The sequence below is a fragment of the uncultured Acetatifactor sp. genome (genome assembly GCF_948601915.1).
Taxonomy (GTDB): Bacteria; Bacillota; Clostridia; order Lachnospirales; family Lachnospiraceae; genus Acetatifactor.
Genome location: NZ_CAPDXS010000015.1, coordinates 1 through 15137, shown reverse-complemented (window position 1 = coordinate 15137; position 15137 = coordinate 1). Strand labels below are relative to the sequence as shown.

Here is a 15137-nt window from a genome sequence, read left to right as displayed (position 1 = left end):
GAAGCGCCGCATGGCCCCATGCCGATGCGGGCATTTATGCCATCTGCTTATCCACGTCGATCACAGCGAAATAGTTGGGATTGTCCCTCTGGATTCGGGCGGTCAGCGTTTCCGTCAGCTCCCGGTCGGAGAGGTGGAAATCATAGGGCACGGCCACGTCGAAGATCAGATTGGTGTGGGTGGGGCCTGTGACGATGCGGAAATCGTGCATGGACACAGTGTCGCCGATCTCCTTTATGTAGCCTGCCACCAGAGCCTTCAGGCGCATGGTCTGCTCGTCCCCCACACAGACGGGATCCATATGGATCACCGCATGGCAGTGCAGGGTGTCGCGCAGGTCATGCTCGATGGTGTCAATGGTGTCGTGGAGGGCCAGCAGCTCGCCGTCCACCGGCACCTCCGCGTGGAGGGAGATCAGAACCCGGCCCGGCCCGTAGTTATGTACAATCAGGTCATGGATGCCCAGGATGTCGCTGTAGGACATGACGATGTCGTTGATCTGCCGGACGAATTCCTTCTCCGGGGCCTGTCCCAGCAGGGGGCTCACCGTGTCCCTGGCCGCGCCGTATCCCGCGTAGCAGATGAACAGCCCCACCAGCACGCCGCACCAGCCGTCGATGGCCAGCCCCGTGAAGTGGCCTGTGACCGTGGCGATGAGCACCACCGTGGTGGCCATGGTATCGCTCAGGGAGTCCGTGGCCGTGGCCAGCATGGCGGAGGAATCCAGCCGCTTTCCCAGCTTTCTGTTGTACAGGAACATATAGCACTTCACCAGGATGGAGCACAGCAGTATCCCCAGCGCTATGGGCGAGAAGGCCAGCTCCTCCGGGTGGAGAATCTTCGAGACGGAGGATTTGAGGAGCTCCACGCCCATGAGCAGGATGACGATGGAGACCAGCAGGCCGGACACATACTCGATGCGCCCATGGCCGAAGGGATGGCTGGGATCGGGCTTCTGGCCCGCCATCTTGAATCCGATCAGGGTGATGATGGAGGAGCCGGCATCCGACAGGTTGTTGAAGGCGTCGGCCGTGATGGCGATGGAATTGCTGACGGTCCCCGCCAGGAATTTCCCCGCGAAGAGGCACAGGTTCAGGAAAATCCCCACAGCCCCGCAGAGGATTCCGTAAGCCTGCCGGACCGCAGGGTCCTTCGCGTCGTTCTGTTCCTTGATGAAAAGTCTGGCTAACAGTGAAACCATGTTTTTTCTCCTGTCCAGTGAAAATATTTCCTTCCAGTATACCGATTCTGTGGTGAAATTGCAAGATGCATCTTCCCCTCTTGAAAAAATTCGGAAAAATTCCAAAATACCGGAATCCGGTACGGAAGGTATTGCGCGGAAAGCGTTTTCAGTGTATAATTTTGGTAAAGTGTGGAAATCATAGCGTTCCACAGAGATAAAAAACAGGAAGCATCCGCCTTTTAAAATTAGGAAAGAGGGCAGGCGGATACGGCAAGGAGAGCAGATATGAGCAAGAAACCGGTAGTTCTGATGATTCTGGACGGATACGGACTGAATGAAAAAAAAGAGGGCAACGCGGTGGCGATGGCGAAGACCCCGGTGATGGACAAGCTGATGGCGGAGTGCCCCTTCGTGCGGGGCAATGCCAGCGGCATGGCGGTGGGCCTTCCCGAGGGGCAGATGGGCAATTCCGAGGTGGGCCATCTGAACATGGGCGCAGGGCGCATCGTGTACCAGGAGCTGACCCGGATCACCAAGGAGATCCAGGACGGCACCTTTTTCGAGAACCCCGCCCTGCTGAAGGCGGTGGAGAACTGTAAGAAGAAGGGCAGCGCCCTCCATCTCATGGGACTTTTGTCCGACGGCGGCGTCCACAGCCACAATACCCACCTCTACGGCCTGCTGGAGCTGGCGAAGAGGAACGGCCTGGAGAAGGTGTACGTGCACTGCTTCCTGGACGGCCGCGACACCCCGCCCGCCAGCGGCAAGGAGTACGCCCAGCAGCTGGCGGCCGAGATGGAGAAGATCGGCGTAGGCAAGATTGCGTCTGTAATGGGACGTTATTACGTCATGGACAGGGACAACAACTATGACCGCGTGAAGCTGGCCTATGACGCCATGACGAAGGGAGAGGGCCTGACGGCGGTCTGCGGCATCTGCGGGATACAGGAATCCTACGACAGAGGAGAGACGGACGAGTTCGTGAAGCCCACGCTGGCCATGGAGGACGGAAAGCCCGTGGCATTGGTGCAGGACGGCGACTCCATCATCTTCTTCAACTTCCGCCCCGACAGGGCCAGGGAGATTTCAAGGGCCTTCTGCGACGACGACTTCCAGGGTTTTGACAGAGGCCCCAGGAAGGATATCACCTATGTGTGCTTCTCCGATTACGACCCCACCATCCCCAACAAGGAGGTGGCTTTCCACAAGGTGTCCGTCACCAATACCTTCGGCGAGTGGCTGGCGGCCAACGGCATGAAGCAGGCCCGCATCGCGGAGACGGAGAAATACGCCCATGTGACATTCTTCTTCAACGGCGGCGTGGAGGAGCCCAATGAGGGCGAGGACAGGGTGCTGGTGAACTCCCCCAAGGAGGTGGCCACCTATGACCTGAAGCCCGAGATGAGCGCCTACGGCGTGTGCGACAAGCTCTGCGAGGCAATCCATTCCGGGAAATATGACGTGATCATCATCAATTTCGCCAATCCGGACATGGTGGGCCATACCGGTGTGCTGGAAGCGGCCGTCAAGGCTGTGGAGGCAGTGGACGAGTGCGTGGGCAGGGCAGTGGATGCCGTCAGGGAGGAAGACGGCGCCATGTTCATCTGCGCGGACCACGGCAATGCGGAGATGCTGGTGGACTACGAGACAGGGGAGCCCTTCACGGCCCACACCACCAATCAGGTACCCTTCATTTTGGTGAACTATGACGAGGCTTATACGCTGAGGGAGAACGGCTGTCTGGCTGATATCGTCCCCACCCTGATCCAAATCATGGGGAAGGAACAGCCCGCTGAGATGACCGGAAAATCCCTGCTGCAGAAGAAATAGACAGAGGCTGAAATAGAGAGGAAGAAAGCGGCTGTATTTTCAAGGCGCGCTGATTGGGACCATGAATTGTGCGAAAGCGGTTTATGGCCCCTTTCTTGTCAGAAAGTGCGGTCGGAGAGGAAGGGAAAGGATTATGAAGCGGAAACTGGCATTGTTGATGGCGTGTGTCTTAGTGTTTGGGACAGGCTTTTCCACTTATGCTACAGAGACAGGCACATCCGTACCGGCGGCGCAGGGGGAACAGACGCCCGCGGAAAACGGGAACCAGGACGGAGGGCAGACTGTGACGGATCCCTCGGATAGCGGAAATCAGACGGGGGGAGGGCAGACGGAAGGAAACGGCCTGCCGGAGGAAACAGGGACGCCGACGGAGACAGGGGCTCCAACGGAAGCGCCGACAGAAGCGCCGACGGAGACAGGAGCTCCAACGGAAGCCCCGACAGAGGCGCCGACGGAAACAGGAACGCCGACAGAGGCGCCAACGGAAGCGCCGACGGAGACGGAGGCTCCAACGGAAACAGAAGAGCCCGCTGACACGCCGCCGTCAGGCACTGCGGTGCCTGAGGAAACCACCGCGCCGGACAAGGAAGTCCAGGCGGAATCCGATGGAGGATGGAAATCCGTGCGGGAAGGCAGGATGGGACAGGTGGACGTGTCCATAGGCTCGGCCCTGATTCAGGGGAGTCCTGTGGACTTTGCCGTGAACCTGACAGACGCCCAGGGCGGTACCCAGGAGAGGTTCGTCAAGCTGGGCGGAGATAACGGCAACAGTCCGGAGGAGGTAAGCTGTTCCTTCAAGGGGCTGGCAGAGGGCGACTATACGCTGACCGTGACCGGCGAGGGCTTTGCGGCCTACACACAGAAAGTATCTGTGAAGGGCAGGGAATCCGTGAAGCTCATGACAGGCTTCCTGGCCGGGATGAACTATGCGGCCGGGGACGTCCATCCGGGCGTCCTGCTGATAGGTGATGTGAACAGGGACGGCGTCATCAATGAGGGCGACAGGGCCGCGCTGATGGAGGCCATCGAGAGCGGGGACGCCGCCGGCCTTGCGGCGGATCTGAACCGTGACGGAAAGATAGATTTAGCGGACCTGGAATATTTCACCAAGGGCTATAACGAGAACAGGGATATCCTGGCGAAGATTCAGAGCTCCGTGCCTACGGTGGCAGTGGGGCCTGACGGCACCGAGGCCGCGACAGTGGCGGCGAAGCCGATCAGCGGTGCGAACATGACGGTGGAGGGGGACCTGAATGCGCTTGTACAGGGCGACGGCTCCGTCACCCTAAAGACAGGCGACGGAGGGAAGATTACCAAAGACAACCCCGTGGGACTGAACATCGAACTCAATACGAATCTGCTGGGGGATAACGGAAAAGCAGACGGGATTGTAATCGATACCGGGGACACGCCCGTGTCCAGCGCCATGGTGGACATCACCTACCTGGACGAGAAAGGAAACGAGCAGCATACGGGAATCGTGGATGTATCGCAGCTTCGGCTCACGGCTGAGACAAATGTCACTGCAGAGCTGGACAAGAACGGGAACATCGTCGTGCGCCTGGGAGCCCAGATCGCGGTGAAGCGCGTGATGCTGACCATCACCGGCGTGCGCAGCAGCAACGACCTGGTGGAAATCTCCAAGGTGGATTTCGTCAACGGCATGGAGGATCGCATCCCCGAGCCGGAGATGGACATTCCCAAGAAAGTGAGCACCAATGCCGGAAGCAAGATGATCAGCGTGTCATGGGAGGCCTGTTCCAATGTCACGGGCTATGAGGTGGAGATCATGCCTGTGGGCTCCAATGCGCCGGAGACGGTGATGGTGCCGAAGAACGCTCTGGACATCGGCTCCTACGGGGGCAAAGAGCTGGTCAACTATCAGGAATACCAGGTGCGGGTGCAGTCGGTGAACGGCACATGGCGCAGCGGATACGGAGACCCCGTCACCGAGATCCCCAAGCCCACCAAAAAGCCGGACAAGCCGGACAATGTATCCGCAGTGGGGAAATATCAGAGCATCGTGGTATCCTGGAAGTTGATGAAGGATACGGTCACCTACAACCTGCACTACAAAAAGAGCAGCGACGATGACAGCAAATATCAGAAGATAGAAGGCATTACCACCAACAGCTATACCATTACGGGGCTGGAGGATTTGACGGAGTACACGGTGTATGTCACGGGAGTGAATGAGTTCGGAGAGAGCGGACCGTCCCTGCTTGCGGCGGCTGCTACGACAGACCTCAATCCGGCAGTGATGCCTAAATATAAGATGATCAACCCGCTGGAGAACGGAAAGCCCAGCTCCCACATCATCAGCACTGCCCGTAACGGCGGCAGGATGGAGGGGAGCACCCTGGATACCGACACCACGGCGTGGGGGACTTTGGACCAGGATGCCACTTCCTACTATATCAAGACCACCTGGGACGACGGCGGCTATAATTACATGAACCTGAAGCATGGCCTTACCTATGAGTTCGACCAGGTCTACAAGCTGGACACCATAGCCTTCCATGATTCCACCTCCCAGGATACCGGGATTTTCTACGCCCAGGTCCGCTGGTGGGACGAGGCGGGGAATGCGGAGTACATAAATTATGGGCGCATCTCTCTGCAGAAAAGGAGAGATAAAGACAACAGGCTGTACTATGTGCTGAAGCTCCCGCAGCCTGTCAATGCCAAGAAGATTCAGTTCGGCCTGGCGCGCTATGCCGCCCAGGGCAATCAGATAACGGTATCGGAGGTCTATTTCTACCACTTCGACACGCTGCTGGAGGCGATTATGAACCTGTACCAGGACGACCTCCACACCGTGCTGCGGGAGGATGTGACCCAGGAGACCATAGACGCTCTGCGGGCGCAGGTCAATATCCCGGACGAGGTCAGCGGAGAGCTGCATCCGGACAAAGAGCTGCTGGAGAGGGAGCTGGAAACGGCGGAGGCAATCCTGCGCGATCAGAATCTGAAGGCATCGGTGCGGATCCACAGCAACATCACCACGAAGGAGATGGGCAGAGGCTTCGGCGGCCTGAATGCATGGCAGCCCCTGGGCGTGGCGGCTGCAGCCCAGGAGGAGATCGTGGTCTATGTGGGCCACAATACCAAGAAGACGGGAGAAGCTGCCAGCCTGCAGCTTGTGGCCACCCAGTACCATTCCGAGGCGGCCGCGGTGAGCACAGTGGCTGCGAACCTGAAGATAGGAGCCAACATCGTGCACGTGCCCAAGCTGGGCAGCACTACCGGAGTTGAGGGCGGCGGCGCGCTGTATGTGCAGTATACCGGCAACGGCGGAGAGAACGACCTCTATGCGGTCCGTGTCAGCGGCGGCGTACAGGTGCCGAAGCTTGACCTTTACAATCTGACGGACGAAGGGGAGCGCATGGCCAGGGCTACGGCCTATGTGAGTGAACTGGACGGATTCGTGGCACAGATGGAGACGCTGCATGGACAGCAGCATCAAAACTCGTCCAACAGCCAGGTGGCTTATGCGTATGACAGGGAGAACTGCATCCTGGGGGCTTCCGACATCCTGTTGGATACCATGATGCTCTCCCTGCCTGCGGAGCAGATTCTGGGCGGACTGGGCAGCGGCAGCGTCCAGGAGCGTGCCCAGAGGCTCTTAAATTCCATGGAGGCCATGGAGGACATGATGTACCTGTTCTACCAGCACAAGGGCCTGAACGCGAACGCGGCGGATGTGATAGACCGTGTGCCCAGGACCCATCTGAACATCCGATATCAGAGGATGTTCTCCGGAGCCTTCATGTATGCCTCCGGCAACCATATCGGCATCGAGTGGGGCTCCGCAACGGGCATGGTGACAGCAGTGCCTGTGTCGAGCGACAGCGAAGGAAGATATCAGTCCGGCAATTACTTCGGATGGGGCATTGCCCATGAAATCGGGCACTGCATCAACCAGGGGTCCTATGCGGTGGCGGAGATCACCAACAACTACTTCGCCGTGCTGGCCCAGGCAAAGGACAATAACGGAAGCGTGCGCTTCCAGTATCCGGAGGTCTACAAGAAGGTCACCTCCGGCACAAAGGGGCGTGCCACCAATGTATTCACCCAGCTGGGCATGTACTGGCAGCTCCACCTGGCATACGACAGAGGGTACAACTATAAGACATATGAGAACCACAGCGAGCAGCTTGCCAACCTGTTCTTCGCCAGAGTGGACAGATATTCCAGGAACGTGGCCAAAGCGCCCAGCCCGGGCGGCGTGGCGCTGAAGCTGGAGGGGGACAGCGACCAGATTCTGATGCGGTTGTCCTGCGCGGCGGCGGAACGGAATATACTGGAGTTCTTCCAGCGCTGGGGCATGACGCCCGATGAGGGCACCAGGGCCTATGCGGCTCAGTTCGAGAAGGAGACCAGGGCGATCTACTATGTCAGTGACGACGCCAGAGCCTACAGCCTCCAGGGCAAAGGCAGCAGCCTGGGAGCCACAGGTACAGTGGAAGCCGTGGGCGACGGGACGACTGCCAGCATCAATGCCAGCGCGGCCAACCAGGTGGACTTCACTCTCAGCTCCAAGGGCATCCCCGCGGAGGATGTGCTGGGCTATGAAATCACCAGGTGTATGATCGAGGGCGGCAAGACCGTGAAGGAGCCTGTGGGCTTCGCAACGGAAAACACCTTCAGCGACACCGTGTACATCAACAACAGGGTGGTCTGGTACGAGGTGACGGTAATCGACAAGTACCTGAACCGCTCGGCGGTGAAGACGCTGGAGCCTATCAAGATAGAGCATGACGGGAGGCTGGAGAAATCCTTCTGGACTGTGAGCACCAAGAACCTGACGGCGAAAGCGCCGGATGTACAGCCCGGCACCGACAACGATCCCTGCGAGCCTAAGCCGGAGGATGTGGCCATGCGGCTCATTGACGGCAAGGCGGATACCGTATACACGGCAGAAATCGGCGGAGCCGCGGAAATCGTCATCGAATTCAACAAGACGCTGACGGTGTCCGGATTCAAGCAGCAGGCAGCGGCAGGCACCACAGGCGGATATCGCATCCAGGCGTTTGTGGACGGCATATGGCTGGAGGTGGGGAAAGGAAGCTTTGACGGTGATGACACTGTGCATTTCAAAAATGAAAAACAAGACTATGTGTGCACGTACCGTGCCACAGCTTTGAAGCTGATTCCTGACAGCACCAGCGGCCAGATTTCCATAGCGGAGCTGGAGGTGCTGGGCGTCACCAGCGACAATGTGGACTTCATCGAGACCGCGGGTACTACGGCAATCGGAAGGCTGACGGAGGACTATCAGTACGGCAAAGAAGCGGAAGATGTGATTCCCGCCGGTTCCATCGTGTTCACGGGGAGCTTTAAGGGGAATCCGGCCTACAATGTAGTCTTGCTCTACGATCAGGACGGGAACAATGTGGGCAGCGTGGATGCAGACGGGAACGTAAATGCGGGAAGCATTATACTGGCCGATGTACCTGCGGAGGGGCTTATCCCGAATGTGCGGAAGGGCACCTGGATCTACTGGATTCCCGCCGGACAGGAGATAGACTTGAGCAAAATCACCAAAGTCAGGGCAGAGCTCTACCGGGTCAACGACGCTACTACGAATGCGGGCCAGCGGCTGGTCAGCGACTCTCTGTTCAAGGAGATGCCGAAAGAGCTGCCGGGCATCAGCTTCAGCGGCGGCAAGCCGGAGACCACAGCCAGATGAATGATAAGTCCGGCACCGGACGGATGGGAGTAGTTGTGAAAAGAGATTGGAAGAGATTGTGTTGTATGACGCTCCTGGCAGCCATGGCGCTGCCGGGGCGGGCATTCGCCGAGAGCGGGGACGGCTTTCGCATAGACGGCTCCGGGCAGGTGGTGCTGGATTCCGACCACGCGGCAAAGGAGGGGGTCTCCTCCCTGTGCTTCAGCCTGACAGTGGAGGCCGGGGCGGGGGATACAGTGACGTTTGAATTCTCCGGAAGCAATGCCAGCGTGATGGAATACCGATATAATAAAAACGATAATACGATGAATATCTATCTGGCCGGGACGAATCCCCTCTTCGCGGAGGGGACGCAGTCCCTGGACATCGGCCGGGTAGTGGTGCAGGGCGGAAACGGCGGCCAGGGGTCGGCCGTGGTAGGCGTGGAGGATGGCTCGCTGCAGTATGTCTACGGGTCGCAGGCAAGGACTATGGAGGGAGTTTCCAATCCGGGCGATGTGCAGCTGGGGAATCCGGCACCTACAGTGACGCCTCCCGGGGAGACGCAGCCCCCGGATGCCACGCAGCCTCCGGATACCACGCAGCCCCCGGATGCCACGCAGACGCCGCCCCAGGAGACGCAGCCCCCCACCTTTACCCAGAGGCCCGGAGGGACAGGCGGAGACAGTGGGAACAGCGGGAACAGCTGGCAGCCGCCGGCGGAGAGCACCCGGGCCCCTGTGGAAGACACTCAGACGGCGGGCGGCAGAAGGCCTGTAATCGGCGGGACAAAGCCAACGAACAGCCCGAAGCCGGAGAAGACATCCAGGCCATCTCCGTCTCCCAGCCCTTCTCCCACACCGGAGATAGAGAAAGTGGAGCTGGATCCCTCCGATGAGAGCGAGACGGCGGGAGAGGATCAGGAGGCGCTGGCACCCGTCATCGGGGCGCCGGATAAGGGAAGCTCCGGGGGCGGCTTCTGGGAAACCGTGAAGCCGGTTCTGATAGGCTTTGCAATCGCGGTATCCGTGGCAGGAGCAGGCGCTGCACTGGTGTGGTATCTGGTGAAGAAGCCGAAGCGGTAAGCAGGAAGAGGAGAGATACCTATGGTAAAAGTAACATTGGGCAATACAGGAATCACAGTGGAGAAGAACGCCTTCGGGGCCCTGCCCATCCAGCGGATCTCCACCCAGGAGGCAGTAAAGCTTTTACGAAAGGCCTATGACAGGGGCGTGACGTTCTTCGACACGGCCCGGTTCTACACGGACAGCGAGGAGAAGCTGGGGGAAGCCTTTGAGGGCATGCGGGAGAAGGTCTATATCGCCACCAAGACCGGGGCAACGGACGCGGAGGGCTTCTGGAAGGACATCCATACCTCCCTGAAGAACCTGCGCACCGACTATATCGACATCTACCAGTTCCACAATCCGGCCTTCTGCCCCAAGCCGGGGGACGGCAGCGGCCTCTATGAAGCCATGCTGGAGGCCAGGGAGAAAGGCATGGTGCGCCACATCGGCATCACCAACCATCGCCTCAGCGTGGCCCACGAGGCGGTGGAGAGCGGCCTGTACGAGACATTGCAGTTCCCCTTCTGCTACCTGGCCACGGAGAAGGATGTGGAACTGGTGGAGAAATGCAGGGAGGCGGGCATGGGCTTCATCGCCATGAAGGCCCTGTCCGGCGGGCTGATCACCGATTCCGCGGCGGCCTATGCGTTCCTGGCGCAGTACGGTCATGTGCTGCCCATCTGGGGCGTGCAGCGGGAGAGCGAGCTGGACGAGTTCCTGTCCTACATCGACAACCCGCCTGCCATGAATGAAGAGCTGGCGGCTGTCATCGCGAAGGACAGGGAGGAGCTGCTGGGCGATTTCTGCCGGGGCTGCGGATACTGCATGCCCTGTCCTGTGGGCATCGAAATCAACAACTGTGCCCGCATGAGCCTGCTGATTCGCCGTTCCCCCTCCGCGGCCCAGCTCACGCCACAGGCCCAGGAGAAGATGAAGAAAATCGAGAGCTGCCTCCACTGCGGCAGATGCAAGTCCAAATGCCCTTACGGCCTGGACACACCCGCGCTGCTGGAGAAGAATTATAAGGACTACCGGGAGATACTGGCAGGGAAGGCATATTGAGGCGCGCTGTCTGAGCGCACTGACATAAGGCTCCTGATAATGGATAAAAATCAACACTTTTAGGACTGCTCTCCTAAAAGTGTTGATTTTTTTGGAAAATCGGCATATACTGGGTATACAAGCTGCGAGGAGGGATATTTATGCTGATTCAGAGAAGAGAGTATCTTAGCAAGTTGATTGCGTTTCGGGATAAGCAGTTGATAAAAATCGTGACAGGCATCCGCCGCTGTGGAAAGTCCACGCTTCTGGAAATATATCAGGACTATCTGCGGGAGAACGGAGTTTCAGAAACCCAGATCATATCCATCAATTTTGAGGATATGGACTATGAGGAGCTGACTGATTGCAGAAAGCTCCATGCATTCCTTAAATCCAGGCTAATAAAGGATAAGATGACTTATATCTTTCTGGATGAAGTGCATCATATCGATGATTTCCCGAAGGTGGTGGACAGCCTCTATATCAGGAAAAATGTGGATATCTATATCACGGGCTCCAATGCGTACATGCTGTCCGGTGAGATTGCGACATTGATTTCCGGAAGATATGTTCAGATTGAGATGCTTCCTCTGTCCTTTCGGGAGTATATGGAGAGTACGGGCAGCATGGAGGATCGGGGCGTCAAGTATGCGGAATATCTGCGGGAAAGTTCCTTTCCCTATGCGCTGGTGCTTAGGGGGCGGCCGGATGAAATCCGGGATTACCTGGAGGGCATCTACAATACCATCGTGGTAAAGGATATAGTGAACCGCAGGAAAATCACGGATGTAATGATGCTGAAGAGCGTATTGCGATTTGTATTCGACAATATCGGAAGCCCCCTGTCCTCCAAAAAGATAGCCGATACCATGACGTCGGCCGGAAGGAAAATCGATGGGAAGACGGTCGAGAAATATCTGGAAGCGCTGTCCGAGAGCTATGTCATTTATGAGGCAAAGCGGTATGATATCAAGGGCAAGCAGTATCTGAAGAGCCTGAACAAATATTATATCGTAGACATCGGAATGAGGTATATGCTGCTGGGATCGAGACAGGCTGATGCGGGGCATATTCTGGAAAATGTGATCTATCTGGAGCTTCTGAGACGGGGGTACGATGTCTATGTGGGAAAGGTGGACGCGTTCGAAGTGGACTTTGTGGCTGTGGACGCAAGGGGAACCGCCTATTTTCAGGCAGCGCTTTCCGTGCGAGATGAAAAGACGCTGGAGAGAGCGCTGAGGCCCCTGATGTCCATCCGCGACCATTATCCCAAGATGATATTGACTATGGACGATGATCCGGAGGCCCAATATGACGGCATCCGCCGCGTCAATGCCAGGGACTGGCTTTTGGGGCTTACGGATTGAAAACGGAATAATTTCTCCCATGTGGGATATGCTAATGGCAGCCTAGCGGCAGCGAAAATACGCAGATTCCATATGTCAAGGAGGAATTATTATGACCACATATCTTGAAATCAAATCAATCCATGCCCGTGAAATCCTGGACTCCCGGGGCAATCCCACCGTGGAGGCGGATGTCTTCGTCCGAAGCAGCTCTGACGGGCAGTACCATATCGGCACCGCCGCGGTGCCCTCCGGGGCCAGCACAGGACGCTTCGAGGCGGTAGAGCTGCGGGACGGCGAGCCCAGGTATTTCGGTCTGGGCGTGCAGCATGCCGTGAAGAACGTGAATGAGAAGATCGCTCCTGTGCTGGTGGGGAAGAACGCCATGGACCAGATTGCCATAGACAGGCAGCTGATAGAGCTGGACGGCACGGACAACAAGGGGAACCTGGGGGCAAACGCCATGCTTTCCGTCTCCCTAGCCTGCGCCAAGGCGGCCGCCAAGGCCCTGTCCATGCCCCTCTACCGCTACGTAGGCGGCGCAGGGGCCCATCTGCTGCCGGTTCCCATGATGAATATCTTAAACGGCGGCAAGCATGCCGCCAATACGGTGGACTTCCAGGAGTTCATGATCATGCCCATCTGCGCGGACAGCTTTTCCGATGCCCTGCGGATCTGTGCGGAGGTCTACCACAACTTAAAGAAGCTCCTGCAGGATAAGGGTCTTTCCACAGGCGTGGGGGATGAGGGCGGCTTCGCGCCTGACCTGCCGGACGCGGAGAGCGTGCTGACCTTCCTGGTGGACGCCATCCGGGCCTCCGGCTACAAGCCCGGCGAGGACGTGTGGATTGCCATGGATGCGGCTTCCAGTGAACTGTATAACGAAAAAACGGACATGTACCACTTCCCCGGGGAGAGCAGCTTAAAAGGCGAGGAGGTCATCCGCAGCACGGACGAGATGATCTCCTATTTCGAAAGGCTCACCCAGGATTTCCCCATCATATCCATCGAGGACGCCCTGGCGGAGGACGACTGGGACGGCTGGCAGAAGCTGACGGAAAGGCTGGCTGGGAAGGTGCAGCTGGTGGGCGACGACCTGTTCGTCACCAACAAGAAGCGCCTGGCCGCGGGCATCAAGCTGGGGACGGCGAACTCCATTCTGGTGAAGGTGAACCAGATAGGCACCCTCACGGAGGCCTTCGAGGCCGTGGAGCTGGCCCACAAGAACAATTACACCGCCGTCATGTCCCACCGTTCCGGCGAGACCGAGGACACCACCATCGCGGATCTGGCGGTGGCCTGGAATACGGGGCAGATCAAGACCGGCGCGCCCTGCCGCAGCGACAGGGTGGCGAAGTACAACCGGCTGCTGCGGATAGAGGAGGAGCTGAAAGGGGCTGCGGAGTATCCGGGGCTTACGGCATTTCATGTGCAGTGATGGATTTTTTATGGGGGATTCCCGGCATTTGTCAGGAATCCCCCGTGTTCAATGCTGTTCCAGACAGTTACAGATTTCTTCTACTGCATACAGTGGGAGATTGAGCAGCCAATCCTCTCTTTTATAATCCGCCATGGAAGTGCGGACGGAAAGTTCGGGGCTAAATTTCTCACGATAGGTTTTCAGACTCTTTGCTTTCAGGTTGATTTCCGCCTTGACCTCTATAGGTACGATTTGTTCCCCGGTATCGACCACAAAATCTATCTCACAGGAACTGCGGTCATTGGTATAATAGAAGACAGTTAAATCGCCAACTGTCTTAAGCTGCTGGCATACATACTGTTCTGTAAGCGCGCCCTTGAATTCGGTAAACAGCGCATTGCCGTCCAGCAGCGTGCGCTGGCGCAGGCCGTTCATGCAGCCGAGAAGCCCTACATCCACCATGAAAAGCTTAAAGGCCTTCAAGTCCTCATAGGCTTTCAGGGGGATGCCTGATGCATTGACGCGGCTGACCTTGTGCACAAGCCCGCAGTCACAGAGCCACATGATTGCCGCCTCGTATTCCTTTGCCCGTCCACCCTCGCGCACTAGACCGTAAACGAACTTCTTATTCTCCCTTGCAAGCTGAGAGGGGATGCTGTTCCAGATCATCCGTATTTTCGGCACAATCTCAATCGGAGCATGCTTGGAAAAATCCTGTTCATATGCAGCCAATATGCGCTTCTGAATATTCCGAACCGCATTAAAATCCCTTTCCTCCACAAAGCTTTGCACAGCTTCCGGCATGCCGCCGATAAAGAAATATTGTTTGAGTGCATCAATGTATGTCTGCTTAAAAGAGGCGATCATTTGGAAGTCCCGGTAATTCAGGAGCCCGGCAAAGCGTTCGCCTGCAACCGCCATCAAAAACTCCTTAAATGACAGTGGATAAAGGGGCAGAAAATCCACCTTTCCCACAGGAAATGATGTGCCCTCGTGCAGGGCGATGCCCAGTAAGGAGCCTGCGCAGACGATATGATACTGCGGTGCGTTTTCACAGAAATATTTCAGGGACGAAAGCGCTCTCGGGACTTCCTGTATCTCATCGAAAATCAGCAATGTGCTGTCCGGGGTTATTTTTCTGCCTGCATAGAGTTCGATTCCCATGACCAGGCGGTCTGTGTCCAGATCCGAGGCGAAGAGTTCGGCCATTCTGGAATTAGAGTCAAAATTGATATATACGGTATCCGCATAGGCCTGGCAGCCGAATTCCTTCATCAGCCAGGTCTTTCCCACCTGCCTGGCTCCCTGGATAATCAGCGGCTTACGGTGCCTGCTTTCTTTCCATTTATAGAGTTCCGCTATTGCGACTCGATACATATGTGTACCTCCTCAAGGGGATATGGGGATAGTATAGCAGATGTTTACAAAAAATACAATGAAAAAATGTGGGAGAGGTACATTTTTTACAACGAATGTTAGTGCTTAGCGATGCGTTCGATGGAGTGGACTGAGCGGGGAATGCCTATGTGAAAAGTATTTTAACATCAAAAAAGCTGATTACCCAAAAGTATACTTTTTG

Annotated in this window: 8 protein-coding genes; 6 read left to right on the top strand and 2 right to left on the bottom strand. The window is 57.1% G+C overall.

Annotation, left to right across the window (positions count from 1 at the left end):
• Positions 1-34 precede the first annotated feature (34 nt).
• Positions 35-1201 carry a cation diffusion facilitator family transporter gene (locus Q2B33_RS04115; protein WP_300913876.1) on the bottom strand — a complete coding sequence of 389 codons (1167 nt, stop codon included), beginning with the start codon at positions 1199-1201 and terminating at the stop codon, positions 35-37.
• A gap of 267 nt (positions 1202-1468) precedes the next feature.
• On the opposite strand from Q2B33_RS04115, the gene gpmI reads away from it, so the two are divergent.
• From gpmI to eno, 6 genes are all read left to right on the top strand, one after another.
• Entirely contained in the window at positions 1469-3013 is a 1545-nt protein-coding gene (gene gpmI / locus Q2B33_RS04110) for a 2,3-bisphosphoglycerate-independent phosphoglycerate mutase (RefSeq protein ID WP_300571337.1), read from the top strand.
• 133 nt (positions 3014-3146) lie between these two features.
• A complete protein-coding gene (locus Q2B33_RS04105) occupies positions 3147-8705 on the top strand; it encodes a fibronectin type III domain-containing protein (protein ID WP_300782307.1) in 5559 nt (1852 codons plus the stop codon).
• A 65-nt stretch (positions 8706-8770) separates the two neighbouring features.
• The gene (locus tag Q2B33_RS04100; protein WP_300791895.1) at positions 8771-9769 is read left to right on the top strand and encodes a hypothetical protein; all 999 of its coding nucleotides are present in this window, start codon (positions 8771-8773) and stop codon (positions 9767-9769) included.
• Between the two features lie 21 nt (positions 9770-9790).
• Positions 9791-10813 carry an aldo/keto reductase gene (locus Q2B33_RS04095; RefSeq protein WP_300782313.1) on the top strand — a complete coding sequence of 341 codons (1023 nt, stop codon included), beginning with the start codon at positions 9791-9793 and terminating at the stop codon, positions 10811-10813.
• Between the two features lie 143 nt (positions 10814-10956).
• A complete protein-coding gene (locus Q2B33_RS04090) occupies positions 10957-12159 on the top strand; it encodes an ATP-binding protein (protein WP_334305371.1) in 1203 nt (400 codons plus the stop codon).
• Between the two features lie 91 nt (positions 12160-12250).
• The gene (eno, locus tag Q2B33_RS04085) at positions 12251-13576 is read left to right on the top strand and encodes a phosphopyruvate hydratase (protein ID WP_300782317.1); all 1326 of its coding nucleotides are present in this window, start codon (positions 12251-12253) and stop codon (positions 13574-13576) included.
• Positions 13577-13624: 48 nt separating this feature from the next.
• Here the strand turns inward: eno and Q2B33_RS04080 are convergent, their stop codons facing one another.
• Positions 13625-14935 carry an ATP-binding protein gene (locus Q2B33_RS04080; RefSeq protein ID WP_300791893.1) on the bottom strand — a complete coding sequence of 437 codons (1311 nt, stop codon included), beginning with the start codon at positions 14933-14935 and terminating at the stop codon, positions 13625-13627.
• Positions 14936-15137 lie beyond the last annotated feature (202 nt).

Bases quoted from the DNA above. Each gene is read 5' to 3' on its own strand.
- Q2B33_RS04115 (WP_300913876.1), bottom strand. From the start codon at position 1,201: ATGGTTTCACTGTTAGCCAGACTTTTCATCAAGGAACAGAACGACGCG.
- gpmI (WP_300571337.1), top strand. From the start codon at position 1,469: ATGAGCAAGAAACCGGTAGTTCTGATGATTCTGGACGGATACGGACTG.
- Q2B33_RS04105 (WP_300782307.1), top strand. From the start codon at position 3,147: ATGAAGCGGAAACTGGCATTGTTGATGGCGTGTGTCTTAGTGTTTGGG.
- Q2B33_RS04100 (WP_300791895.1), top strand. From the start codon at position 8,771: ATGACGCTCCTGGCAGCCATGGCGCTGCCGGGGCGGGCATTCGCCGAG.
- Q2B33_RS04095 (WP_300782313.1), top strand. From the start codon at position 9,791: ATGGTAAAAGTAACATTGGGCAATACAGGAATCACAGTGGAGAAGAAC.
- eno (WP_300782317.1), top strand. From the start codon at position 12,251: ATGACCACATATCTTGAAATCAAATCAATCCATGCCCGTGAAATCCTG.
- Q2B33_RS04080 (WP_300791893.1), bottom strand. From the start codon at position 14,935: ATGTATCGAGTCGCAATAGCGGAACTCTATAAATGGAAAGAAAGCAGG.